The organism is Kitasatospora sp. NPDC086801 (assembly GCF_044745805.1).
GTDB lineage: Bacteria > Actinomycetota > Actinomycetes > Streptomycetales > Streptomycetaceae > Kitasatospora.
In genome coordinates this window covers 94,235-118,430 of sequence record NZ_JBIVAX010000009.1, presented here as the reverse complement: position 1 = coordinate 118,430, position 24,196 = coordinate 94,235, and the positions used below count along the sequence as shown (strand labels likewise).

The 24,196-nt window shown below is 74.0% G+C and carries 24 protein-coding genes; 10 read left to right on the top strand and 14 right to left on the bottom strand.

All coding sequences use genetic code 11. The features are described from left to right. Position 1 precedes the first annotated feature (1 nt). A complete protein-coding gene (locus tag ACIPLC_RS13665; protein ID WP_400473141.1) occupies positions 2–436 on the bottom strand; it encodes a hypothetical protein in 435 nt (144 codons plus the stop codon). Positions 437–649: 213 nt separating this feature from the next. Between ACIPLC_RS13665 and ACIPLC_RS13660 the strand changes: the two genes are divergently transcribed. The 4 genes from ACIPLC_RS13660 (at position 650) to ACIPLC_RS13645 (ending at position 4,274) form a co-directional block, all read left to right on the top strand. After that, positions 650–1,612 carry an ABC transporter ATP-binding protein gene (locus tag ACIPLC_RS13660; RefSeq protein ID WP_400473140.1) on the top strand — a complete coding sequence of 321 codons (963 nt, stop codon included), beginning with the start codon at positions 650–652 and terminating at the stop codon, positions 1,610–1,612. Beyond that, positions 1,596–2,498 (top strand): ABC transporter permease, encoded by a 903-nt coding sequence (locus ACIPLC_RS13655; RefSeq protein WP_400473139.1) that lies wholly within the window; start codon positions 1,596–1,598, stop codon positions 2,496–2,498. Before ACIPLC_RS13660 ends, ACIPLC_RS13655 begins: the two co-directional genes overlap by 17 nt. Positions 2,499–2,524: 26 nt before the next feature. Further along, positions 2,525–3,442, top strand: coding sequence for an ABC transporter ATP-binding protein (locus tag ACIPLC_RS13650; RefSeq protein ID WP_400473138.1), 918 nt, complete (start codon positions 2,525–2,527; stop codon positions 3,440–3,442). A gap of 112 nt (positions 3,443–3,554) precedes the next feature. After that, positions 3,555–4,274: an ABC transporter permease gene (locus ACIPLC_RS13645; RefSeq protein WP_400473137.1), complete on the top strand. Its 720-nt coding sequence runs from the start codon at positions 3,555–3,557 to the stop codon at positions 4,272–4,274. Between the two features lie 29 nt (positions 4,275–4,303). Here ACIPLC_RS13645 and ACIPLC_RS13640 read toward each other — a convergent pair whose 3' ends face one another. From ACIPLC_RS13640 to ACIPLC_RS13590, 11 genes are all read right to left on the bottom strand, one after another. Then, positions 4,304–5,623, bottom strand: coding sequence for a CynX/NimT family MFS transporter (locus tag ACIPLC_RS13640; protein ID WP_400473136.1), 1,320 nt, complete (start codon positions 5,621–5,623; stop codon positions 4,304–4,306). 66 nt (positions 5,624–5,689) lie between these two features. Beyond that, positions 5,690–6,421 carry a FadR/GntR family transcriptional regulator gene (locus tag ACIPLC_RS13635; RefSeq protein WP_400473135.1) on the bottom strand — a complete coding sequence of 244 codons (732 nt, stop codon included), beginning with the start codon at positions 6,419–6,421 and terminating at the stop codon, positions 5,690–5,692. A 140-nt stretch (positions 6,422–6,561) separates the two neighbouring features. Next, positions 6,562–7,452 (bottom strand): HAD family hydrolase, encoded by an 891-nt coding sequence (locus ACIPLC_RS13630; protein ID WP_400473134.1) that lies wholly within the window; start codon positions 7,450–7,452, stop codon positions 6,562–6,564. 47 nt (positions 7,453–7,499) lie between these two features. Beyond that, on the bottom strand, positions 7,500–8,774 hold the full coding sequence (gene serS, locus ACIPLC_RS13625; RefSeq protein ID WP_400473133.1) for a serine--tRNA ligase: 1,275 nt from the start codon (positions 8,772–8,774) through the stop codon (positions 7,500–7,502). A gap of 558 nt (positions 8,775–9,332) precedes the next feature. Then, complete coding sequence (gene pheA, locus ACIPLC_RS13620; protein WP_400473132.1) at positions 9,333–10,268, bottom strand: prephenate dehydratase; 936 nt, start codon at positions 10,266–10,268, stop codon at positions 9,333–9,335. 91 nt (positions 10,269–10,359) lie between these two features. Continuing rightward, positions 10,360–11,742: an iron uptake transporter deferrochelatase/peroxidase subunit gene (gene efeB, locus ACIPLC_RS13615; RefSeq protein WP_400473131.1), complete on the bottom strand. Its 1,383-nt coding sequence runs from the start codon at positions 11,740–11,742 to the stop codon at positions 10,360–10,362. A 5-nt stretch (positions 11,743–11,747) separates the two neighbouring features. Next, positions 11,748–13,760 (bottom strand): FixH family protein, encoded by a 2,013-nt coding sequence (locus ACIPLC_RS13610; RefSeq protein ID WP_400473130.1) that lies wholly within the window; start codon positions 13,758–13,760, stop codon positions 11,748–11,750. Between the two features lie 13 nt (positions 13,761–13,773). After that, positions 13,774–14,295 (bottom strand): copper chaperone PCu(A)C, encoded by a 522-nt coding sequence (locus tag ACIPLC_RS13605; protein ID WP_400473129.1) that lies wholly within the window; start codon positions 14,293–14,295, stop codon positions 13,774–13,776. Then, positions 14,292–14,960, bottom strand: coding sequence for an SCO family protein (locus ACIPLC_RS13600; protein ID WP_400473128.1), 669 nt, complete (start codon positions 14,958–14,960; stop codon positions 14,292–14,294). The genes ACIPLC_RS13605 and ACIPLC_RS13600 overlap by 4 nt, the downstream gene beginning before the upstream one ends. Before the next feature lie 78 nt (positions 14,961–15,038). After that, positions 15,039–15,788 (bottom strand): YcnI family protein, encoded by a 750-nt coding sequence (locus ACIPLC_RS13595; RefSeq protein WP_400473127.1) that lies wholly within the window; start codon positions 15,786–15,788, stop codon positions 15,039–15,041. A gap of 222 nt (positions 15,789–16,010) precedes the next feature. Beyond that, on the bottom strand, positions 16,011–16,841 hold the full coding sequence (locus ACIPLC_RS13590; RefSeq protein ID WP_400473126.1) for a hypothetical protein: 831 nt from the start codon (positions 16,839–16,841) through the stop codon (positions 16,011–16,013). Positions 16,842–17,070: 229 nt separating this feature from the next. Here ACIPLC_RS13590 and ACIPLC_RS13585 point away from each other — a divergent pair, with 229 nt between their 5' ends. Further along, positions 17,071–17,709: an ATP-binding protein gene (locus ACIPLC_RS13585; protein ID WP_400473125.1), complete on the top strand. Its 639-nt coding sequence runs from the start codon at positions 17,071–17,073 to the stop codon at positions 17,707–17,709. 74 nt (positions 17,710–17,783) lie between these two features. Here ACIPLC_RS13585 and ACIPLC_RS13580 read toward each other — a convergent pair whose 3' ends face one another. Then, positions 17,784–18,794 carry an LAETG motif-containing sortase-dependent surface protein gene (locus ACIPLC_RS13580; protein ID WP_400473124.1) on the bottom strand — a complete coding sequence of 337 codons (1,011 nt, stop codon included), beginning with the start codon at positions 18,792–18,794 and terminating at the stop codon, positions 17,784–17,786. Positions 18,795–19,001: 207 nt separating this feature from the next. Here ACIPLC_RS13580 and ACIPLC_RS13575 point away from each other — a divergent pair, with 207 nt between their 5' ends. Continuing rightward, the gene (locus tag ACIPLC_RS13575; RefSeq protein WP_363368038.1) at positions 19,002–19,232 is read left to right on the top strand and encodes a hypothetical protein; all 231 of its coding nucleotides are present in this window, start codon (positions 19,002–19,004) and stop codon (positions 19,230–19,232) included. A 30-nt stretch (positions 19,233–19,262) separates the two neighbouring features. Next, entirely contained in the window at positions 19,263–20,603 is a 1,341-nt protein-coding gene (locus ACIPLC_RS13570) for an amidase (protein WP_400473123.1), read from the top strand. Here ACIPLC_RS13570 and ACIPLC_RS13565 read toward each other — a convergent pair whose 3' ends face one another. Next, positions 20,604–21,257: a TetR/AcrR family transcriptional regulator gene (locus ACIPLC_RS13565; protein WP_400473122.1), complete on the bottom strand. Its 654-nt coding sequence runs from the start codon at positions 21,255–21,257 to the stop codon at positions 20,604–20,606. Positions 21,258–21,442: 185 nt separating this feature from the next. Between ACIPLC_RS13565 and ACIPLC_RS13560 the strand changes: the two genes are divergently transcribed. From ACIPLC_RS13560 to ACIPLC_RS13550, 3 genes are all read left to right on the top strand, one after another. Continuing rightward, entirely contained in the window at positions 21,443–22,309 is an 867-nt protein-coding gene (locus ACIPLC_RS13560; protein WP_400473121.1) for an alpha/beta hydrolase, read from the top strand. Then, entirely contained in the window at positions 22,306–22,926 is a 621-nt protein-coding gene (locus ACIPLC_RS13555; protein WP_400473120.1) for a TIGR03086 family metal-binding protein, read from the top strand. Before ACIPLC_RS13560 ends, ACIPLC_RS13555 begins: the two co-directional genes overlap by 4 nt. Before the next feature lie 438 nt (positions 22,927–23,364). Beyond that, positions 23,365–24,186: an integrase gene (locus ACIPLC_RS13550; RefSeq protein WP_400473119.1), complete on the top strand. Its 822-nt coding sequence runs from the start codon at positions 23,365–23,367 to the stop codon at positions 24,184–24,186. Positions 24,187–24,196 lie beyond the last annotated feature (10 nt).

Here is a 24,196-nt window from a genome sequence, read left to right as displayed (position 1 = left end):
CTCAGGTGCCGAGGCCGTGCTGGACGGCCGACTCGTTCTGCCGGTAGTTGGCGGAGCTGCTGCGCAGTGCCTGGGCGGTCTGGCCGACGGTGGTGCCGAGGGCGGCGACCTGCTGGTCCCAGGTGGCGGCGGCGGCCTGGGCGGCCTTGCCGGTGCTCCAGTTGGCCAGCGAGGTGGCGATCTTGGCGGTGGCGTCGTCGGCGCCCCGGCCGTCGGTGTTGAGCCGGGCGTGGATCTGGTCCGCGTTGGTGCCGGCGGTGGCGAGCGCGTCGGGGGCGACGCTGAAGCCGCCGCCGTCACCGCCGCCGGGCGCCTGCGCCGAGTTGAGCTGGGTCCGGGCGGTCTCCTGCGTCCGGGCCTGCGCGGTCAGGTTGCCGTCCGCGTCGTAGGCCCAGGGGTTCATCATCCGGTCGAACGCCGTGGCGCGATCCGACATCTCGCTCGTTCCCCTCCGTGCCGGCGCAGCGCTCCGGCACCCCCGTTGGTAAAGAGTTCGACAAGGGTACAAGCGGGCTCCGGATTTGCCGACCCTTACGAGGAGATCCTCCGACCCTTAGGGGAGATCCTGCGCGGCGTCATACCGCAGCAGCAGACGAGCTCGTCATTCCAGCTCATAGCCCTTGCCCCGTAAGCCCGTTACGTTGAGCAGGTGTCCACTGCTGTCATCAAGACGGACGGCCTCACCAAGAGGTTCCCCCGGGTCACCGCCCTCGACCAGCTCACCGTCGAGGTGCGGCCCGGGGTGGTCGGGCTGGTCGGGGCCAACGGGGCGGGCAAGTCCACCCTCATCAAGATCCTGCTCGGTCTCGCCCCGGCGACGTCCGGCCGCGGCGAGGTCCTCGGCCTGGACGTCGCCACCCGGGGCCCGGAGATCCGTGAACGGGTCGGCTACATGCCCGAGCACGACTGCCTGCCGCCGGACGTCTCGGCGACCGAGTTCGTGGTGCACATGGCGCGGATGGCGGGACTGCCCGCCACCGCCGCCCGTGAACGCACCGCGGACACCCTGCGGCACGTCGGCCTGTACGAGGAGCGGTACCGGCCGATGGGCGGGTACTCGACCGGCATGAAGCAGCGGGTCAAGCTCGCCCAGGCGCTGGTGCACGACCCGAAGCTGGTGCTGCTGGACGAGCCGACCAACGGCCTCGACCCGGCCGGCCGGGACGAGATGCTGAGCCTGATCCGCCGGGTGCACACCGACTTCGGGATCTCGGTGCTGGTCACCACCCACCTGCTCGGCGAGCTGGAGCGCACCTGCGACCACCTGGTCGTCATCGACGGCGGCAAGCTGCTGCGCTCCTCCTCCACCGCCTCCTTCACCGAGGCGACGGCCGTCCTCGCGGTCGAGGTGACCGACCACCCGGAGGACGCCGTCCCGGAGCCGGGCGACGCCGTCCGCGAACGGCTGGCCGCCGCCGGGCTGTCCGTCCAGCCGGAGGGCTCGCACCTGCTGCTGGTCCGGCTGGCGGGCGACGACACCTACGACACCATCCGCGACACCGTCGCCGGCCTGGGCCTCGGCCTGGTCCGGCTGGAGCAGCGCCGCCACCGGGTCGCCGAACTCTTCACCGACGAGAGCAGGGGAGGGACGGACGATGTCGCTGCCTCCTGACACCAGGTCCGCCGACACCGGCGTCATCCACGACATCGGCTACCGCGGCTACACCGGGCCCCGGCTCGGCCGGGCCTACGCCACCCGCTCGCTGTTCACCCAGAGCCTGCGCGCCGCGTACGGGCTCGGGCGCTCCGGCAAGTCCAAGGTGCTGCCGATGCTGGTGCTCGGCGTGGTCACGATGCCGGCCGTGGTCATGGTGGCGATCGCGCTCGCCACCAGCGCGAAGGAGCTGCCGCTGGACTACCCGCGGTACCTGTCCTCGTTCGTGCTGGTCGTGTCGATCTTCCTGGCCTCGCAGGCGCCGGTGCTGTTCTCCCGGGACCTCCGGCACCACACCGTCCCGCTGTACTTCTCCCGCCCGATCACCCGCGCCGACTACGTCCGGGCCAAGTTCGCCGCCATGGTCAGCGCCCAGTTCCTGCTGATGGCGGCGCCGTTGCTGGTCCTCTACATCGGGGCGCTGCTCGGCGGGCTGGACTTCGGGCACAACACCGGGCACTTCCTGGCCGGCCTGGTCGCCGCCCTGCTGTACTCCCTGGTGCCGACCTCGGTGGCGCTGGTGGTCGCCGCCGCCACCCCGCGCCGCGGCTTCGGGGTGGCCGGGATCATGGGTTACCTGGCGATCAGCACGGCCGTGGTGGCGATCCTGACCCGGATCGGCACCGCCACCGAGCTCACCGTCCCGGACTCCGCCCAGTGGATCGCGCTGCTGTCGCCGAACGACCTGGTGGAGAGCCTGACCAACCAGCTCCTCGACGTCGGCGGTGTGAACGGCCGGATGCACGCGCCCGGCGGGCTCGGCGTGGTCGTCTTCACCGCCGCCGTCCTCGTGATGGTGTCCGGCTCGTACGGGCTGCTGCTGCGCCGCTACCGCAGCGTCTGATGAACCGAGGAGTTTGAGAGGGCGTCATGGCCACCATCACCATCGACAAGGTCTCCCGCTGGTTCGGGAACGTGGTCGCCGTCAACGACATCAGTATGACGATCGGCCCAGGTATCACCGGTCTGCTCGGTCCGAACGGCGCGGGCAAGTCGACCCTCATCCACATGATGAGCGGCTTCCTCGCGCCCTCCAGCGGGTCGGTCACCCTGGACGGCGCGCCGATCTGGCGCAACCAGCAGGTGTACCGGCAGATCGGTCTGGTCCCGGAACGGGAGTCGATGTACGACTACCTGACCGGCTGGGAGTTCGTGCTCGCCAACGCCGAACTGCACGGCCTCGCCCAGCCGGGCGCCGCCGCCCGGCGCGCCCTGGACCTGGTGGAGATGGCGTACGCCAAGGACCGCCGCACCGGGACGTACTCCAAGGGCATGAAGCAGCGGGTCAAGATGGCCTCCGCACTGGTCCACGACCCGGCCGTGCTGCTGCTCGACGAGCCGTTCAACGGCATGGACCCGCGCCAGCGGCTCCAGCTGATGGAGCTGCTGCGCCGGTTCGGCGCGGACGGCCGGACGGTGCTGTTCTCCTCCCACATCCTGGAGGAGGTCGAGCAACTGGCCCGGCACATCGAGGTCGTGGTGGCCGGCCGGCACGCCGCCTCGGGCGACTTCAGGAAGATCCGCCGACTGATGACCGACCGGCCGCACCGCTACCTGGTCCGCTCCAGCGACGACCGCCGGCTGGCCGCCGCGCTGATCGCCGACGGCTCCACGACCGGCGTCGAGGTGGACGCGCGGGAACGGGCGCTGCGGATCGAGGCGGTGAACTTCCAGGGCTTCACCACCCTGCTGCCCCGGGTCGCCCGGGAGGCGGACATCCGGCTGTACACCGTCTCGCCGGCGGACGAGTCGCTGGAGAGCGTCTTCTCCTACCTGGTGTCCGCGTGAGGCCGGGCATCCGCGTGAGGCCCGGCGTCCGCGTGAGGCCCGGCGTCCGAGCGAGGCCCGGCGTCCGAGCCACCGAACTCCCGTACCGGACCCAGGAAAGGGCCGACCGACCATGAACCCGACCGTCGCCCGGTTGACCCTGCGCGGCCTGCTGGGCCGCCGCCGCGGCCTCCTGCTGCTGGTGGTCCCCGCCCTGCTGCTGGTCATCTCGGCCGTCGCGAGCGGCACCGCCAGCGGGAACGAGCACGACCTGACCGTCAAGATCCTCGGCCAGCTCGGCCTCGGCACCCTGGTGCCGATCCTCGGCCTGGTCGTCGGCACCGGCGTGATCGCCACCGAGATCGACGACGGCTCGATCGTCTACCTGCTGGCCAAGCCGCTGCCGCGGTGGAAGATCGTCACCACCAAGCTGGTCGTCGCGATCGGCACCACCTGGGTGTTCGCCGCCGTTCCGACGCTGCTCTCCGGCCTGCTGCTGATCGGCACCAGGGACGGCATCGCGCTCGGCTACACGGTGGCCGTGCTGGTCGCCGGGGCGGCGTACAGCGCGCTGTTCCTGCTGCTCGGCGTGGTCACCCGGCACGCGGTGGTGGCCGGGCTGGGGTACGCGCTGATCTGGGAGTCGCTGATCGGCAACTTCGTGTCCGGCGCCCGGACGCTGAGCGTCCAGCAGTGGGGCCGGTCGGTGGCCGAGGCGGTCGCCGGGGACGCCGCGATCGGCGCCGACGTCTCGTTCGGGGTGGCCGTCCCGCTGCTGCTGGTGGTCACCGTCGCGGCGACGGTGCTGGCCTCGGTGAAGCTGGCCGGGCTCACCCTGGCCGCCGAGGAGTAGCCGGCCCGGGCCTTGCCCGCGGACACGCCCTAGCCGAGCGTCCGGTTGCGGCCCGCGCCCCAGCCGGCCGCGCCGACCACGGTGGCCAGTACCAGCATCAGCACCAGGGTGGCCGTCCAGCCGCCGGTGAGCTGGTGCAGCGCGCCGGCGCCGACCGGGCCCGCCGCCGCGACCAGGTAGCCGACCGCCTGCGACATCCCGCCCAGCTGGGCGGCGCCGGCCGCGCTGCTGGTGCGCAGCACGATGAAGGCCAGGCCCAGGCCCAGCGAACCGCCCTGGGCGACGCCCAGGATGGTCGCCGACACCCAGGCGCCGGAGACCGGCGCGATCAGCAGCAGGGCGATGCCGAGGCCGTTCAGCCCGGCCATGGCCACCGCCAGCCCGCGCTGGCGGGTCATCCGGCCGGCCAGCAGCGGCACCAGGAAGGCGCCCGCGACCTGCACCAGGTTGGAGAAGGCGAAGACCAGACCGGCCTCGCCGCGGTCCATGCCGTGGTCGGCCAGGATGGTCGGCATCCAGGCGACCAGGGTGTACACCAGCAGCGACGAGATGCCCATGAAGAGGCTGATCTGCCAGGCCATCGGCGAGCGCCAGATGCCCTCGATCGGCTTCTCGGCCACACGACCGGCCGCAGGACCGGCCGCACGACCGGCCGCACGACCGGCCGCAGGACCGGCAGGGACCGCTGCCCCGGACGCCGCCGCCCCGGACGCCGCCGCCCGCTCCTGCCGGGCGCGCAGCACCTGCGGCAGCCAGGCCACCGCGGCGATCAGCGCGAGCAGCGACCAGGTGCCCAGCGAGGCCTGCCAGCCGCCGCCGAGGGCGTGCTCCAGCGGCACCGAGAGGCCGGCCGCCAGGGTCGCGCCGACCAGCATGGTGGTCGAGTAGACGCCGGTCATCGTCGCCGCCCGGTCCGGGAACTCCCGCTTCACCAGGCCCGGCATCGACACGTTCAGCACCGCGATGGCCACGCCGATCACCACGCAGCCGGCGTACAGCGCAGCCACCGAGGGCAGCACCCGCAGCAGCACGCCCGCGCCCAGCACCAGGACCGCTCCCAGCACCACCCGCTCGGTGCCGAACCGCCGGGTCAGCCGGGGGGTGAGCGGGGCGCCGACGCCCTGGAACAGCACCGGCACGGTGGTGATCAGTCCGCTCGCGGTGGCGGAGAGGCCGAAGGTCCGCTGGATCTCGCCGACCATCGGCGACACCGCGGCCAGGCAGGCGCGCATGTTCAGCGCGACCAGCACGATGCCGGTCAGCAGCAGTGCGGGGTGGGCCAGCCGGGTGCGGACGGGAAGCGGGAGGGAAGCGGTGGCAACCGGCTGCTGGGCACGGGTGACGGCCATGGGTGTGCTGTTCTTTCGTGAATGTGCGAGAGGGCGCGGACGACGGAGGGCAGGCGGGTGCCTACGTCACTTCCGGGCCGCGATGGCCGCGAGGAGCTGCTCGACGGCCGCGGTCGGCTCGGCGAGCAGCGCACGACACGCGGCCTCCGCGCGGTCCGGGTCGCCGCTCTCGATCGCGTCGACCAGCGCCGCGTGGGTGGCCACGGCCACCTCGGGCATGTCGTGGTCGCCGAAGGCCGAGGTCATCGACTCGCGCACGGAGGCGCCGAAGTAGCGGTAGACCTCGGTGAGCGCCGGGTTGTGCGCGGCCTCGACGATGGCGGTGTGGAACTCCAGGTCGTGCTCGACGGTGGCCTCGCGGTCGGTCCGCTCGGCGTGCGAGGCGATCACCTCGGCCTCGCGGGCCAGTGCGGCCCGCATCCGCTCGACGTCCTCGCGGGTGTGCCGCAGCGCGGCCAGTCGGGCGGCCTCGGTCTCCAGCGCGGCCCGGACCTCCAGGACGTCCCGGATGCCCGAGCGCTGGACGCCGCGCAGGACGGCCGCCGGGTCGCTGGTGGAGCGGACGAACGTCCCCTCGCCCTGCCGGGAGACCAGCATGCCGGCGTGCACCAGCACCCGGATCGCCTCCCGGACGGTGTTCCGGCCGACCCGCAGCCGCTCGGCGAGCTCGTGTTCGGTGGGGATCTGCGATCCCACCGGCCAGGCACCGCCGGCCAGTTGCTCGCGCAGCTGGTCGATCGCGGTGTCCACCAGGGAGCGCCGCCCGGCCGCCTGGAGGCTGCTGCCGTCGTTGGCCATGCCGGTACTCCCTTCGTCGCTGGTCGCCGCGTCGCTGGTCAGCGCCGGTCGTCGGTCATCCTACAACCACTTGCCCGGTCATCCTACAACTGGAGGTGAACCCCCACCGAACACCACGGCGAGGTGGGGAGGAGAAGGGCCTAGACGCCCGGGTAGAGCTGTTCCAGGACGACGGCGACGCCGTCCTCGTCGTTGCTCGCGGTGACCTCGTCGGCGACGGCGAGCAGTTCCTCGTGGGCGTTGGCCATCGCCACGCCGCGGGCCGCCCAGCCGAACATCGGTACGTCGTTGGGCATGTCGCCGAAGGCGATGGTGTCGGCCCCGCGGACGCCCAGGCGGCGGGCGGCGACGGCCAGCCCGGTGGCCTTGGACAGGCCGAGCGGCAGCAGTTCGACCACGCCGGCGCCGGCCATCACGACGCCGACCAGGTCCCCGGCGACCTGGCGGGCGGCCCCGGCGAGCGCGTCGTCGGTCAGGCCGGGGTGCTGGATGTAGAGCTTGCTGACCGGGGCGTCGAGCAACTGCTCGCGGTCGACCCGGACGACCGGGAGGTCGGAGCCGATCAGCAGCTCGTAGCCGGGGCCGGCCAGCACCTGGCCGTCCAGGCCGTCCTGGTTGGCGGCGACGGCCAGCGGGCCGGTCTCGGCCTCGATCTTGGCGATGGCGAGCGCGGCGAGCCGGCGGTCCAGGGTGAGCGAGGTGAGCAGCCGGTGCGCGCCGGCGTCGTACACCTGGGCGCCCTGGCCGCAGACGGCTATCCCGGTGTAGCCGATCTCGTCGAAGACCGGGCGGGCCCAGGCGGCGGAGCGGCCGGTCACGACGATGTGCAGCGCGCCCGCACCGGTGGCCGTGGCCAGGGCGGCGCGGGTGCGCTCGGAGACGGTCTCCGTGCTGGTCAGCAGGGTGCCGTCGAGGTCGGTGGCGACCAGCCGGAAGGGCAGGTCGCCACCGCTCGGGCGCTCACCGCTCGGGCGCTCACCGCTCGGGCGCTCACCGTTGGGGGAGACGGGGCTGGGGCTGGTGGTGCTCATGGGCCGTACGTCTCCCGGGAGTTGCGGGTGGTGCGGGTGGTGCGGTGCTACTTGACGGGTTCGAGGACGGTCCGCCCGCCGAGGAACGGCCGCAGCGCCTCGGGCACGACCACCGAGCCGTCGGCCTGCTGGTGGTTCTCCAGGATCGCCACGATGGTGCGCGGGACGGCGACCAGGGTGCCGTTCAGGGTGGCCAGCGGGCGGGTCTTGCCCTCCTCGCGCATCCGGATGGCGAGCCGGCGGGCCTGGTACTCGGTGGTGTTGGAGGTCGAGGTGACCTCGCGGTACTTGCCCTGGGTCGGGATCCAGGCCTCGATGTCGAACTTGCGCGCGGCCGAGGCGCCGAGGTCGCCGGAGGCGACGTCGATCACCCGGTAGGGCAGCTCCAGCGCGTTGAGGAAGTCCTTCTCCCACTGGAGCAGGCGGCGGTGCTCGTTCTCGGCGTCCTCGGGAGTGGTGTAGACGAACATCTCCACCTTCTCGAACTGGTGGACGCGGATGATGCCGCGGGTGTCCTTGCCGTAGGTGCCGGCCTCGCGGCGGAAGCAGGACGAGTAGCCGGCGTAGCGCAGCGGCAGCTTCTCGGCGTCGAGGATCTCGTCCATGTGGTACGCGGCGAGCGGGACCTCGCTGGTGCCGACCAGGTACCGGTCGTCCTCGGCGAGGTGGTACACGTTCTCGGCGGCCTGGCCGAGGAAGCCGGTGCCGTCCATGGCGGCGGGCCGGACCAGGGTCGGGGTGATCATCGGGATGAAGCCGGCCGCGGTGGCCTGGGCGATGGCCATGTTGACCAGGGCGAGCTCCAGCAGCGCGCCGACGCCGGTCAGGTAGTAGGAGCGGGCGCCGGCGACCTTGGCACCGCGCTCGGTGTCGATCGCGCCCAGGATCTGGCCGAGCTCGACGTGGTCGCGCGGCTCGAAGCCCTCGGCGGCGAAGTCGCGCGGGGTGCCGATCTCCTCCAGGGTGACGAAGTCCTCCTCGCCACCGACCGGGGCGGCCGGGTCGATGAGGTTCGCCAGCGAGCGGAGCAGGCGCTCGGCCTCCTCCTTGGCCGCGCCCTGCTCGGCGTCCGCGGCCTTGACCTCGGCGGCCAGCTCCTTGGTGCGCTGCAGCAGGGCGGCCTTCTCCTCGCCCTTGGCCTGGGCGACCTGCTTGCCGAGCGTCCGCTGCTCGCTGCGCAGTTCGTCGAAGCGACTGCCCGAGGACCGGCGCCGTTCGTCGGCGGAGAGGAGGGCGTCGACCAGGTCGACGTCCTCGCCACGGACGCGCTGCGAGGCGCGCACTCGGTCAGGGTCCTCACGAAGCAGGCGAAGGTCAATCACAGGCCCAAGCGTACCGGGCGGAGGCTCGTCCACCGGTACGGGTTTTCCCCTGGGGATAACCGCCCGGATCCTGTGGATAACTTCTGTGGGGAACGTCCGGGGCCGGGGTTATCCACAGGATGGGGGCAGTGCCTGTGGATCGAAGGGGAAGTCGGCCTTCCGATCACCGAAACCAGGGAATTGAGGTTTCAAACCTCATTTGACCTTCTCGGGTGAGGGAATTGAAGCACTCAGACGGGTGATTTGCTGGCACACGGGTGACTCTGGTCCGATTAGTCATCTCTGCGCCGCTACCGAATGATCCGACCGAAACCTGCAGTGGCTATACCGGTTTGTCGACTCATCCCCAGGCCTGTGGATAACTTTCGGCTGTGGATAGTCCCCGCCCCTGTGGACGGCGGGTTCCGGCGCTACGGGCCCCTGTGGACGACGGGTGCGGTCACCCGCCCCCTTCCGTCCGGCGGGTGGAAAACGATCGGAAAAGGCCGGAAAGACAAAGGGTGTCGATCAGATGTCGTCGCGTGGATCAGTCGTCCCGTGGATCAGAGGTCCCGTGGATCAGATGTCGCCGCGCCCGTCGAGGCACCGGGAGAGCCAGTCGGCGGCGGCCGTGAAATCGGCGTCCGAGGTCCCCGGCCGCCGGTGCGTGGACACCTGCCGGTCGGCGCGCGGATAGGAGCCGAGGAACCGCACCTGCGGGCAGATCCGCTTCAGCCCCATCACGGCCTCCGCCACCCGGCGATCGGACAGGTGCCCCTCGCAGTCGATCAGGAAGCAGTAGTTGCCGATGCCCTCGCCGGTCGGCCGCGACTCGATCCGCATCAGGTTGACCCCGCGCACCGCGAACTCCTGGAGCAGCTCCAGCAGCGCGCCCGGGTGGTCGTCCGGCAGCCAGACCACCATCGAGGTCTTGTCCGCGCCGGTCGGCGAGGAGACCCGGCCCGGGCGGCCGACCAGGACGAACCGGGTGGTCGCGGTCTGCGCGTCCGCGATGTCCTTGACCAGCGGGTCCAGCCCGTAGATCGGCGCCGCGAACTCGCCCGCGAACGCCCCGTCGTACCGGCCCTCGGCGACCAGCCGGGCGCCGTCCGCGTTGGAGGCGGCCGACTCCCACTGCGCGTCCGGCAGGTTGGCCGCCAGCCAGCGGCGCACCTGCGCCTGGGCCACCGGGTGGCTGGTCACCGTCTTGACCCCCGCCAGGTCGGTGCCCGGCCGCACCAGCAGCGCGAAGGAGATCGGCAGCAGCACCTCACGGTAGATCATCAGCGGTGCGCCGGCGGCCAGTTCGTCATTGGTCGCGGTGACGGCGCCCTCGACCGAGTTCTCGATCGGGACGAACGCCCCGGAGGCGTCCCCGCCGCGCACCGCGTCCAGCACCAGCGGCACCGAGGCCAGCGGCACCAGCTCCCTGGTCGCCGCCTCGGGCAGGGTGCGCAGCGCGGCCTCGGTGAAGGTGCCGGCCGGACCGAGGTAGGTGTAGCGGGTGGCCGACATGACGCCTCCGTGGGGAACAGGGGGGAACCGGAGCAGGGGTGTTGCCGAAGAAGTCACCATAACGACTCCGCCCGCCCGCTAGGAAAGCGTTTCAGTGGCCGGGACCGGAGCCGGTCGGGACGCCCTGATCGAACAGCTGCTGGCCGAGGTAGCCGCCCGCCGGGACGCCGGGCGGCACCGCGTACAGGCCGCTGGCCTCGTGCCGCAGGAAGCGGGAGAGGCCGTCCCCCCGGGCCAGCTTGCGCTGCACCGGGGTGAAGCCCTTGCGCGGGTCGGCCTGGTAGGCGAGGAAGAGCAGCCCGGCGTCCGGCGAGCCGTCCGGCAGCAGGCCGTCGTGGTACGAGAATCCGCGCCGCAGCATCGCGGCCCCGCCGTTGGCGGCCGGGGCGGCCACCCGGATGTGCGCGTCGGCGGGGATCGCCAGCGCGCCGTCCGGGCCCTGTGCGGCCAGGTCGACGGGGGTGCGCTCGCCGGCCCCGGCGGGCGCACCGAGCGGCGCGCCGTCCGACTTGCGCCGCCCGATCACCCGCTCCTGCCGGTCGGGCGGCAGCGCCTCCCAGTTGTCCAGCAGCATCCGGATCCGCCGGAACACCAGGTACGAGCCGCCGGCCAGCCAGGCCGACTGGTCCGGCCCGGCGGTGCAGAACACCTTGGCGGCGAAGCCGTCCTCGCCCGGCCGGGGGTTGTTGGTGCCGTCGATCTGGCCCATCAGGTTGCGGCCGGTCATCGGGCGTGCGGTGGCGCCGGGCGTCCGGGCGAAGCCGGCCGACTGCCAGCGCAGCGCCGCCGTGCCGGCCGCCTGGCGTTGCAGCACCCGCAGCGCGTGCACGGCCACCAGGGCGTCGTCGGCGCCGATCTGGACGAACAGGTCGCCGTCGCCGCGCGCCGGGTCGAGCGCGTCGGCGGGGAAGGACGGCAGCGGTTCGAGCGCCTGCGGACGGCGGTCGGCCAGCCCGGCCTTGTCGAACAGGGTGGCGCCGAAGCCGACAGTGAGGGTGAGCGAGCAGGGGCCGGCGTCCAGCGCCACCTGGCCGTCGGCCTCCTCGGCCGGCTCCCCGGCGGTCAGCCGTTCGGCGCTCTTCGTCCAGCGCTGGAGCAGGGTGCGCAGCCCGTCCCGGCCGACGCCCTCGGCCAGGTCGAAGGCGGCCAGCTGGACCCGGGCCTGCTGGGGTTCGAGGATGCCGGCCTGGTGCTCGCCGTGGAACGGCACCCGGGCCGCGCCGAGCGCGCCGCCCGGCGAAGCGTCGGAGGCCCCGCCGGGGCGGCGGTCCAGGGCGACCGCCCCGGCGACGCCGGCCCCGGCGCCGACCAGCAGTCCGGCGCCGGCGGTGCCGAGCAGGGCCCGCCGCGTGAAGCCGGTGCGGTCCGTCGAAGGACGGTCCGCCGTGGCGCGGTCCGTTCCAGTGCGGTCCGTTCCAGTGCGGTCCGCTGCGGCCCGGTCCGCCGTGGCCCGGTCCGTCGAGGTGCGTTCCATCGCGGTCAGCCGATCTTGAACTGCTGGGTCGGGGTGGTCTGGTCGATGTCGGAGGAGCGGATCTGCACCGACACCACCCAGGTGCCGGCCAGCGGCAGCTGCGCGGTGCCGCTCCAGCGGCCGGTGCCCTCCGGGGTGAGCGCCACCGGCAGCGGGCCGAGGTCGCGGTCCGGCAGGGTGAAGGCGAGCTGCACCTCGGGGACGTCCACCGGCTGCCCGTCCGCGCCGGTCAGCGCGAGGTGCACCTCGTTCGGGCCGGTCCGGGCCGGGTTGAGGGTGACGGTCGCGGTGCCCTTGGCGTTCGGAGTGCGGCCCTTGGTGTCGTACGGGAGCTTGAGCTCCACGGTGCGGCCCGGTTCGGTCTGCGGGGCGGGCGCGCCTCCGGCGGCCGGTCCGGCGGCGGGCGCGGCGGCGCCGGCCTTGACCTCGCTCGCCACCCGCCCGGGCGGGGAGTTGGTGAGCATCGTGGTGACCACCAGCACCGCCACCGCGACCAGCGCCTCGACCAGCACCGAGCGGCGCAGCCCGGCCCGGGTCGGGGTCAGTCCGCGCTCGCGCCCGGCGCTCTCCCGGGCCGCCTGCTGGCGGGCCAGCTGGGCCTGCCGGAGCGGGTCCTCGGAGCCCGCGGCGACGCCGACCGGCTCCGGCACCGCGGCCCGCTCGACCTCCGCCGCCTCGGCCGGGGCCGCGCGCAGCCGGGCCAGCCAGGTGCGGGAGAACCAGGCGACGCCGAGCATCACGGCCACGCAGCCGGTCTTCACCAGCAGCAGCCGCCCGTACTCGGTGCCGGTCAGTGCGCCCCAACTGCCGAGGCCGCGCCAGGACTGGTAGACGCCGGTGGCGGCCAGCACCGCGACCGAGCCGAAGGCGATCTTCGAGAAGCGGTCGACGACCTGCGCGCCGACGCCCTCGCGCAGCGCGACCAGCAGCGCGGCCAGGCCGCCCAGCCAGAGCGCCATCGCGATCAGGTGCAGCATGCCGAGCGGCAGCGACAGCCAGACCTGGATGCCCACCGAGGCGTGGTCGGCGCCGACCCAGGTCGCCGCCAGGGCGATCGAGAGCACCAGCCCGGCGACGCCGAGGCCCAGCCGGGTCTCGCGCTGCGGCCGCTCGGCGGCGCGCTGCTCCAACTCCCGCAGCTCGGCCTCCTCGGCGTCCTCATCGCCCGTGCTTCCGGCGCTTCCGGCGCTCCCGGTACCGCCGGGCTGCGCCGCCGGCCGGGCCGGCTGCCCCAACTGGCCGACCAGCAGCGACAGGAACACCCCGCTCGCCGCGAGCAGCAGCAGCCGGGCGGCCAGCGCGGTGCCGATCCGCTCGTCCAGGGTGGCGCGCACCAGCGACAGGTCGAGGGCCTTGCCGATCCCCGAGCCGCGCTCGTACGGGCCGCGCAGCATCAGCACCGCGACGGTGGAGGCCAGCAGCGCCGTCCAGCCGGTCATCAGCAGCCGCTGCATCCGGCGCCGGGTGGCGCCGTCCGGCCAGCAGATCAGCACGAACGCGGCGACACCGGCGAGCAGCGCGAACGCCGCGTACGCGACGGTGCGCCCGGTGCCGTAGAGGGCGGAGACCAGGCCGTCGGCCTTGGCGCCCTGGAGCGCGGTGGCGGACACCGAGGTGTCCGAGGGCGCGCCGATGGAGAAGGTGAACGCGCCGCCGATCGGGTGCGAGTCCTCCGAGACGGCCCGCCAGGCGACGGTGTACGTGCCGTTGGCGAGCCCGCCGTTCAGCCCGACCCGGGCGGTGTCCGCCCTGCCGTCGGCGTGCCCCGGGTTGCCGGTGTCCACCGCCTTGCCGGCCGGGTCGAGCACCCGCACCGAGTCGCTGGACAGCGACACGGACTCGCTGAAGGTCAGGGTGACCGCCTGCGGGGCGGTGGCGACCACCGAGTTCTGGTGCGGGTCGGTGGACTCCAGGGTGGCGTGCGCGGCGGCCGGTCCGGCGCCGGCGAGCATCAGCGCGAGCAGCGCGCCGAGGGTCCCGAGCAGTCCGGCGATCCGGCGGTGGGCGGCCTTCTCCATGGTGGCGGTCCCCTTAACTCTGGCCGGGCCGGTAGGTGAGCTCCTTGACCGGCACCTTGACCGAGAGGGTGCCGGACTTGGCGAAGGTCAGGTCGAGCTCCAGCTCGTCGCCGAGGGCGGGGGCCTTCTGCCACCCCATGATCATCAGGTGGGTGCCGCCGCGGGCGAACTCCAACGCGCCGTGCGCGGGCACATCCAGGCTCGGGACCTGCTCCATGCTCGACGGGGTCGAGCGGTGCATGGTGACCGACTCGGCGCCCGGGCTGCTCACCTTGACCAACTGGTCCTGCCCGCCGTCGTTGCGGACGGTCAGGTAGCCGGCGGCCATCCCGCCGGCCGGGGGCAGCGGGATGTAGGAGTCGGCGACGCTCAGCTTCGCCGGTCCGCCGCCGGCACCGCCCTGGTCGCCTGCCCCGCAGGCGACCAGGATGGCGCCGCCGCCCAGTGCCGTCGCCAGTACCGCGCCCGTGAGCGCCGTCCGCCGGAAGCCGAGCGTCGTGCGGCCGGTCGGGGCGTGGCCGGTCCGGACCTTCATGCCGCGACCCCCTTGGCGAGCAGCGGCAGGTCGTGCTCGTAGGTCTTCTCCTCGGTGCCGCTCAGGTAGAGCACGTGCGCCTTGTCGTCCGAGGGGAGGAAGGCCAGCACCTGCGCGCCGTGGGTCGAGGTGACGGTGCCGTCCGCGTTGACCACCGGGTCCTCGATCATGATGCCGAGCGACCTCGCGGCCGTCTTCACCTTGGCCAGGTCGCCGGTCAGGCCTATGAAGTCGCTGCCCATCGAGTCCAGCCAGGTGCGCAGCACCTTGGGGGTGTCGCGCTGCGGGTCGGTGGAGACGAAGACGACGTTGACCTTCTGCCGCTCCTCGGCCGGGAGGGCCTTCATCGCGACGCCGATGTCGCCCATGGTGGTCGGGCAGACGTCCGGGCAGCTGGTGTAGCCGAAGAACAGCAGCGTGGTCTTGCCGTTGGTCTGCTGCCGCAGGTCGTACGGCTGGCCGGAGGTGTCGGTCAGCTGGAGGTCGGGCTTCTCGAAGTTCTTGGTGAGCACCGTGCCCTGGTACGGCGAGTCGGCCTTCTGCTGGGTGACCTTGGCGGCGGTCGAGCCGCCCCCGGAGGAGCCGCAAGCGGTCAGCGTCAGGGCGGCGGCGAGCGCGACGGCGGCCGCGCCGGCCAGGCGGGTGGTGCGGGTGGTGCGGGGCATGGGAGATCCGATCGTGCGCGGTGGGACCGCCGGCGGGGCCGTACCCGGGGCGTGGGTACGGCCCGCCGGCGGGGTGGGTCAGGAGGCGGAGCCGCTGCTCTTGCGGCGCAGGCCGAGCACGCCGACGGCGGTGCCGATCACGCCGACCACGATGCCGACCACGCCGAGCACCCGGGCGGTGGAGTCGCTGGCCTTGGCGCCGCCCGAGGCCTGGTCGGAGCTGTCGCCGTGGGCGCCCGCGGCGGGGGAGGCGGTGACGCCGCCGTGGGCGTCCTCACCGGCGGCGGCCTTGGTCAGCTTCAGGACGGGGGCCGGGTGGGCCGGCTCGGGCTGGCCGTCCTTGGACTCGTCGATCCAGCGGACGATGTCGCCGTTGTCGTAGCTCTGCAGGGTCTTGAAGACCATGCTGTCGGCGTCGGACGGCAGCGGGCCGATCGAGACCCGGAACTCCTGGAACTGACCGGGGGCGATCTTGGTGCCGGCGTCGGCGGTCCACGTGATCTTGGAGGCGGCCTCGTTGACGTCGCTGCCGTGCACCTTGATCGGCTTGTCGAGCTTCGCCTTCTCGACGGTCGCGGTCCAGCCCGGCAGCGGCAGGGTCCGGACGGAGGCCAGCGGGTGGTCCAGCGGGAGGTTGACCTCCAGCTTCACCGTGCCGGCGGTGTCGCTCTCGTTCGGCACCCGGAAGTCGACGGCCGTGTAGCCGCCCTGGGCGGCCGCACCCGGGTTCACGGTGACGTGCGCGAACGCGGGACCGGCCAGCGCCACCACGGAGGCGGCGGCGGTGAGGGCGACGGCGGCGAGACGGCGGGTGGGAAGGGAACGCATGATGCGGTGTCTCCGATCGGAGCTCGGCGGACCGGCCCGCGCCCGGGCGACGGAAGACCGTGCCTCGGCGGGGCCGCGCGTGGGGACGTGTTGGGGGGACGTGTTGGGGGGACGTGCGTGGGGGCGGAACCGAGGGCCGTCGGCGTGTCGGGGACACGCGGGACCGGCCCGGACGCTGCGCCCGACCGGGGCCCGGCACGAGAAAGGGGTGCCGGGAACGGATCAGTACGCGAGGGCCCCGCACGGCGGACCGCGCCGCACCACGCTGTGCCGCAGCGCGGCACCCGCCGGAAGCGGACTCTCCCCGCCCCGGACCCCGAACCGGCGGGCCGGACCGGCCACGCCGAACAGGCCGCGCAGCAGCGCCGCCACCAGCACCAGCGCCGACCGCAGCGGCGCCGCCCAGTGCTCCCGGGCCGCCGACGCGGCCACCCGCACCAGCTGCCACAGCGCCGCCTCACCGCGTCGCAGCCACCAGCCCGCCACCAGCGCGGCGGCCAGGTGCCCGGCCAGCATCGACGGCGTCATCCCGAACACGCCGCCCTGCCACCACGGCGCGACGGCGTACGCGTTGGGGTCCAGGCCCGCCGAGGAGACCAGCTGCTCGGCGGTCGGGCTGCCGGGCAGGCCGACCAGCGTGCCGGGGCGCGCCTCGTTGCAGATCAGCCGGCCCGCCACCGTCGGCAGGGTCAGCGGACCGGAACCGCCGTGGTGCATGCCGGCCATGCCGCCGATCGCGGCGTGGCCGTTGAAGCTGTGGAACAGGCAGTGCAGCCCGAGTTGACCCGCGCCCAGCGCACCGGCGATGGCCGTCAGCGAACGCTCCCGCCCGCCACAGGCCACCGCGAGCACCAGCACCGCGGCGAAGCCCGTCGCCAACGCGGCCGGCGGCACGTTCCCGCCACCCGCCAGGGCGTGCCCGGCGGCCGCTATCAGCGTGCACACCAGCGCGAACGGGACGGCCCGGGCAAGCCGCAGGTCCCAGGCGGCGGCCCCCACCGGCGCAGCCGGTGCGAGGGCGCCCGGGAGCGGGGCGGCGGGGAGGGCAGTCATGGCCGGGCCATCATCTCACCGCCTACCTCGCCCGCGTGGGCAGGGTGGGAAATCCCTACGAATGCCCCGTTCGGCAGCGGCGTGCAGACCGGAGAGTGCGCCACTCGGCACAATCCACGGCCTCAGTCCATCCGCCGAACGGGCGGCAGCGGGCCCCGGGCACGGTTCACCGCCGAATCGCCCGGAGATACCTAGTTGTATGTGGAGCCGCAGCCAGGAGGGACCTCCCGTGGACATCTGGTGGACTCTGCACCTCAAGCGCGACCCGGCCAGCGTTCCGCTGGCCCGGCGCATCCTGCTCGGCGCCATGGCGACGGCGGGCGTCGACCCGCAGATCGCCCACGACCTCGGCGTCGCCCTCAGCGAGGCCTGCGCCAACGCCGTCGAGCACGGCGCCGGCGGGCGGCCCGACGACGGCTTCCAGGTCACCGCCTCGATCAGCGGCGACCGCCTGCGGATCGAGGTCACCGACTCCGGCCCCGGCCTGCCAGGCCCCGTCGGTGCCCCCGCCCCGCAGCTGCGCCGCCGCCCCGTCCCCCCGCCGCCGCCCCGCCCGGCCGCGCACCGCCGCCCCCGCCGGGGCCGCGCCACCGTCCCGGCCCGCGTCCTCACCGCCCACCAGCCCCGGCGCGACGGCCACCCCTACGACACCCACGTCCTCCCCGCCCGCCCCGCGGCCCCCACGCTGCGCCCCGTGGACCTCGACACCCTCCCCGACCTCACCGCCGAATCCGGCCGCGGCCTCTTCCTCATCCACGCCCTCACCGACCACGTCCAGCTCCGCAACCACCCGCTCCGCGGCGCCATCGTGAGCTTCGACAAGATCCTCAAGTGGCAGGACGGCGCGCTGCTGCGGGCGGCGTCCTGATCCGACTCCCGGGACGACGAACGCCGGGGGCGCGGACCGTGGTCCGCGCCCCCGGCGTTCACCCGGGTGCAGGGTCAGCTGTGCGCGCCGGCCTTGCGGCGGCGCAGGACGAACAGGGTGCCGGCGCCGGCCACCAGGACGGCGGCGCCGCCGAGGGCGATCGGCAGGGTGTTGGAGTCGGCGCCGGTCTCCGCCAGGTGCGGGCCCGCCGACGGCGAGGCGGAGGCCGAGCCGTGGCCGGCGGCCGCGGGGGTACCGGTGGCCGCGGGGGTACCGGTGGCCGGCGTGCCGGCCGACGCGTCGGCCACCTTGAACAGGTCGTCGACCCGGTAGCTGCCGTCGTACCGGAGGCAGCTGTCGGTGGCGGGGGCGCCCGGTACGTCCTTGCTCTCGAACTGCTCGGAGTAGCCGCTCAGCTGGGCGAAGTAGCGGGCGGTGACCGCCTTGTCGGTGGCCGCGAGACGCACCTGGAAGGTGATCTTCTGCCCCTTGGCGATCTTGTACTGGCCGAGGTCCACCTGGAGGTAGGACATGTTGCCCTTGACGCTGCTCGCGTCGGGGGTCTTCCAGTCCCCGCCGGGCAGCTTGACCTGGATGGTGAACGACTCCTTGCCCCAGGTGGCCGGGTTGGTCACCGGTTCCACCTCGCTCACGTCGGTGAAGAAGAAGTCGGCGTCGACCTTCTTGAGGTCGACCGGGCCCGTGTTCTCGAAGGTCACCGTGGCCTCCTGCGCCGGGCCGCCCTTGACCAGGGTGGTCTTCGCGAGGCCGGTGCCGGTGACCTTGAGGTCCTGGTGCAGGTAGCCGCGGCAGGGGCCGCCGCTGGGCGTCGGCATCGGCGGGGTCGGCAGGTTGGTCGGCTTGGCGGTCGCGGTCGCGGTCGCGGTCGGGGTCGCGGTGGCGGTCGGGGCGGGGGTGCTCGGTGCGGGGGTGCTCGGAGTCGCCGTGGCGGGGGCGCTCGGGGTGGCCGTGGTGGGGGGCGGAGAGGAGGGGACTCCGACCGCACTCGCGCTGACGGCGCCGACCGTGGTGCCGAAGGAGAGGGCCATCAGCGCGGACGCGGCCAGAAGGCGAGAAGAGCGCACGTTGAGAAGCTCCAGGTTGGGGTAAATGGGGTTGATTTCGGGCGACTTGAGGCCTTCGGCAGGGCCGTCGGCGCGGGTCGCGCCCGCGAACCCTACCGGTTGCGGGTGGCTGGTTTCGATCGGATTTGGCGCTAAGTGATCGACGCTGCCCAGGTGCCCGTCCGGCCACCGGTTGCCGGGGTGGCCGGGGGGCCGGACGATGGCCGCATGAAGCACCAGATGCGAGCCGAGTACGGGGCCGGGGGTGCGACCGGCGGGGTGCGGTTGTGGCACATGGTCCGGGGGGTGGAGAGCGTGGCGATGTGCGGCCGGGAGCTCGACCCGGGCGCGCAGGTGCGGGAGCCGGTGGACTGGGGCAAGACACCGGAGCTGTGCTGCCACACCTGCGGGGCGTACTACCTGCGCGAGACGCCGTACCTGTCCGCCGAACACCAGTAGTGCGCCAACGGGTGGTCTACCGTGATCGGCATGGAGCAACCCCTCGCCCCGCCACGGTCGTTGACTCGTGAGGCCTCCGGGCTGCGGTCCGGCGTACCGGGCCTGTCCGAGCACGTCGACCGGTTCTGCGCGCTGGTCGAGCGGGTGGATCCGCTGATCCACGCGTTCGTCCCCGAGCCGGGGCGGCACGACCGGCTGCGTGCGCAGGCGCGGGCGCTGGCCGCGCGGTACCCCGAGTCGGCCGGGCGGCCGCCGCTGTACGGGGTGGCGGTGGGGGTCAAGGACATCGTGCACGTGGACGGGCTGCCCACGCACGGCGGTTCGGCGCTGCCGCCGGGGGTCCTGGCGGGGCCGCAGGCCGTGGTGGTGGACCGGCTGCGGGCGGCCGGGGCGCTGGTCGCGGGCAAGACGGTGACCGCCGAGTTCGCGGCGAGCGCGCCGGGCCCGACCCGCAACCCGCACCATCCCGGGCACACTCCGGGCGGTTCCAGCAGCGGGTCGGCGGCGGCGGTCGCGGCGGGCCTGGTGCCGCTGGCGGTCGGCACCCAGACGGTGGGGTCGGTGATCCGGCCGGCCGCGTACTGCGGGGTGGTGGGCTTCCGGCCCACGTACGGGCGGATCCCGACGGACGGCGTGATCCCGAACGCGCCGAGCTTCGACACCCTGGGGGTGTTCACGGCCGACCTGGCCGGGGCGGCCCTGGCGGCCTCACTGCTCTGCGACGACTGGCGGGACGAGGACAGGGGCGACGACGGGCGGGAAGAGGCGGCCGGGGGCCGGCCGGTGCTCGGGGTCCCGGACGGGGCGTACCTGGAACGGGCCGAGCCGGCGGCGCTGCGCGCCTTCGAGGAGAGCCTGGAGCGCCTGGCACAGGCCGGTCTGACGGTGCGCCGGGTTCCGCTGTTCCCCGATTTCGCGGAGATCACCCGGCAGTTGCAGACGATCAACCGCTTCGAGCTGGCCCGCAGCCACGCCGACTGGTTCGCCCGGTTCGGCGGCCTGTACCGGGCGGAGACGGTGGCGAGCATCCGGGTCGGCCAGGGCATCGCTGCCGAGGACCGGGCGGCCGCGCTCCAGGCCCGGGAGCGGTTGCGCGAGCGGGTCGCCGGGGCGACCGCCGGGGCCGGGGTGGACCTGTGGCTGGCGCCGTCGGCGACCGGCGGGGCGCCGGAGGGTCTGCACAGCACCGGGGACGCGGTGATGTCACTGCCGTGGAGCTACCTGGGCCTGCCCGCGCTGAGCCTGCCGGCCGGGCGGACGGCGGAGGGGCTGCCGCTGGGCCTCCAGGTGGTCGGCGCGGCGGGTGGCGACGAACGGCTGCTGGCCCGGGCGGCTCTCCTCGACGAGGTGCTGGGCCAGGAAGAGCCCTAGCTAGGCCAGGACCTGGGCGAGCGCCGGGTCGGCCGGGTCGGTGGCCTCGGCGCGCAGCAGGCGCAGCAGGAGGCGGCCGGCCCGCTGGTAGGGGGTGTCCTCGTCGTGCAGCACGGCCTGGGAGTTGGCCGTCTCCAGGAGGGCGACCAGGGCGAAGGCGAGGTCGTCGAGGTCGGTGTCGGGTCGCAGGCCGCCGGTGGCGAGGGCGTCGGCGAGGGCGTCGGCGATCACCTGGTGCCACTCGCGGGCGCAGTCGGCGAGGGCGTCCCGGACGGCGCCGGGGCGGGCGTCGAACTCGGCGGTGACCTCGTAGAAGAAGCAGCCGCCGGGGAAGATCCGGGCCCGGGAGTAGGCGAGCCAGCTCTCGCAGAGGGCGCGGGCCCGGGCGAGGCCGGGCGGGGTGTCGGCGACCGGGGCGACGACGGCGTCGGCGAAGATGCGGCGGGCGGCGCGGACGGTGGCGAGTTGGAGCTCCTCCTTGGAGCCGAAGCCGGCGAACACGCCGCTCTTGCTGAGCCCGAGGTCGGTGGCGAGGCGGCCGATGGAGAGCGCGCCGAGGCCTTCGACGGAGGCGATCGCGACGGCGCGGCGCAGTACCGCCCGGCGGGTCTCCTCGCCGCGCAGGACCCGTCCGTCCGTGGTCGATCCGGCCATCGGCCACCTCAGTTCTCGTGGTCGGTTCTCGTCGCCGTCGGCGTCGTGATGTGTGCCGCCAGGGTAGCCCGGGGTGGTCGGGAGGATCTCGCGTCCATAAAACTGCACGAACGGTCGTGCTAATATTCGGATCGAGCACGGCCCCCGCACCCCGGCACACCCGTCCGCACCGACAGGGAGACCGCATGGACCCGGCCCTCGCACTGGTTCGCACCACCCTCAACACCGCCTCGCACCTGGCACCCCGGCTGGCCGGCCGCGCCGCGTACGAGCTGTTCCAGCGCCCGCTGCGGCGCAGCGCCGTCCGCCCCGCCGAGCGGGAGACCCACCGGCAGGCCGCCGTCGAGCGGATCACCGTGAACGGCAAGGAGGTCGTCGTCTACCGCTGGGGCGACGGCACCCGGCCGGTGCTGCTGATGCACGGCTGGCGCTCCCGCGCCTCGCGCTTCGCCCCCTACGTGCCCCGGCTGCGCGCGCTCGGGCTGAGTCCGGTCGCCTTCGACGCCCCGGGCCACGGCGACTCCGGCGGCCGGGCCACCACGGTGCTGGAGTACCGCGCCATCGCCGGGCGACTCCAGGACGGCTACGGCGGGTTCGAGGCGATCGTGGCGCACTCGCTGGGCGTGGCCGGGGCGTTCCTGGCACTGCGCGAGGGCGTCCGGGCCGGGCGGCTGGTCGCCCTCGCCGGGGTCAGCGAATTCGCCTACCTGCCGGGCGCGTTCTGCGCCGGCCTCGGCCTCAACCCGGTGATCGAGCGGGGCCTGCGGCACCGGATCGAGTACGAGCTGTTCGCCGGCACCGAGGACCCGTGGCGGCGCTTCGACGCCGCACACCGGCCCGAGGAGGTGACGCCGCCGATCCTGGTGGCGCACGACGAGGGCGACGACGTGGTCGGAATATCGCACGCACGGCGCTTGAAAGCCGCGTACGGCGACCGGCTGGAGCTACTGGTCACCCGGGGGCTCGGCCACCGCCGGATCGTCGCCGAGCCCACCGTCATCGACAACGCGATCGGCTTCCTGTCGGCCGGTCAGGAGGTCGGCGCCGCATGAGCCGTGCCGGAGAACTCGTCGAACTGCACGCCCGATCGCTGGAGTTGGCAGCAGGCGTGGTGGGCGGCCTGCGGCCGGACCAGTTGGAGCTGCCGAGCCCGTGCGCGGGCTGGACGCTGCGCCGGCTGATGGAGCACATCGTCGGCCAGCACCAGGGCTTCGCCGCGGCCGCCCGCGGCGCCGGGCCCGACCTCGCGCTCTGGGCCGACGCCCCGGTCGGCGACGACCCGGCGGGCGCCTTCCGCCGCACGGGCACCGAGCTCACCGCGGCGTTCCACGAGGCCGTGGCGGCCGGGCGCGAGCTCTGGCTGCCGGAGATCCGGCACGGCGGCCCCTTCCCGCTGGCGCACGCGGTCGGCTTCCACCTGCTCGACACCCTGGTGCACGGCTGGGACGTCGCGGCCGCCCTCGGTGTCCAGGCCCCGTTCGCCGCCGTCGTGGACGGCGACGAGGAACTGGTGGCGACCCTGCTGGCGGTCGCCGAGGCCGTCCCGGCCGCACCGGAGAACCGGGTGCCGGGCATGGCGTTCGCCCCGCGTCTCGAACCGGGTGCGGCGGGCGGCCGGTTCGACCGCGCGCTGGCCCTGCTCGGGCGGGACCCGGCCTGGAAGGCCTAGGCGCGTGGGTCCGGAGGGCTTGGCCGCGCCGGTCCGGAGGGCCTGGGCAACGTCGGCCTGGAACGCCTGGAGCGCTTGGATCGCCTGGAGCGCCTGGCCGCGTCGGCCTGGAGGGCTAGGCGTGCCGTCCGCCGCGCTGTTCGTCGGGGAAGCGCGGCCCGCCGATCAGGAAGAGCAGCGCGGCGGTCGGAAAGCCGGTCGAGGCGGCCAGTAGCACGATGAACTGCCAGAACATCTCCTGCTCCTCGTCAGTCCCGGGCTGCCCGGGCACCCGAAGGTGATCCCAAACCTGACAGGCCCTGATTGGCCGAATTGTCCAGTCGCTATTCGACGGTATGGCCGGATTGCCCCGGCTGCCACCGGACGGCGGGGACCGGCCCGCGCCACACCGGCGCAGGGGTCTGGGCGCGGGCCGGGGGCGGCGGCCACACTGTCGGGATGCAGCTACAGCTCGCAGGGGAAGCACGGCGGCCGGACCGCGAGAGCGAGGACTTCGCGGCGGCCTCGCCGGAGGCGCTGGTACTGCTGGACGGCGCGAGTTCGCCGGCCGGCCTGGAGTCCGGGTGCCGGCACGGAACCGCCTGGTACGTCCGCCGGTTGGGCGTGCACCTGCTCGCCCGGCTCACCGACCGGGTGGACCGCTCGATCGCCGAGTGCCTGGCCGACGCCATCGTGGAGACGGCCGCGCTGCACGGCGGCCGCTGCGACCTGGGCCACCCCAACACCCCCGCGGCCATGGTGGTGGCGGCCCGCCGGCACGGCGAGTCGCTGGAGTACCTGGTGCTCGGCGACTCGCTGCTGGTGCTGGAGTACAAGGACGGCCCGCCGAAGGTGATCGGGGACAACCAGCGCTTCCCCGGCGGGGAGGGGCTGCGCCAGCAGGTCTGGGCGACCGTCCCCGGCTCGGCCGAGCGGGCGGCGCTGCACCTGGAGTACGCGCTGGCCGTCCGGGCCGCCCGCAACCGGGGCAGCGGCCCGTGGATCGCCGCGGCCAGCCCGAAGGCGGCCGGGCACGCGGAGACCGGCTTCGTCCGGCTGGAGCGGCTGCACGCGTTGGCCGCCCTCACCGACGGTGCCTCGCGCTACACCGAGCGCTTCGGGCTGGGGAGTTGGGCGGACGTGCTGCGACTGCTCGCCGAGTCCGGCCCGGGCGAGCTGATCGCGCAGGTCCGCGAGGTCGAGCGGGCGGACGCCGCCTGCGAGCGCTGGCCGCGGGGCAAGGCGCACGACGACGCCTCGGCGGTCTACGCGCTGCTGTAGCGCGCGGACG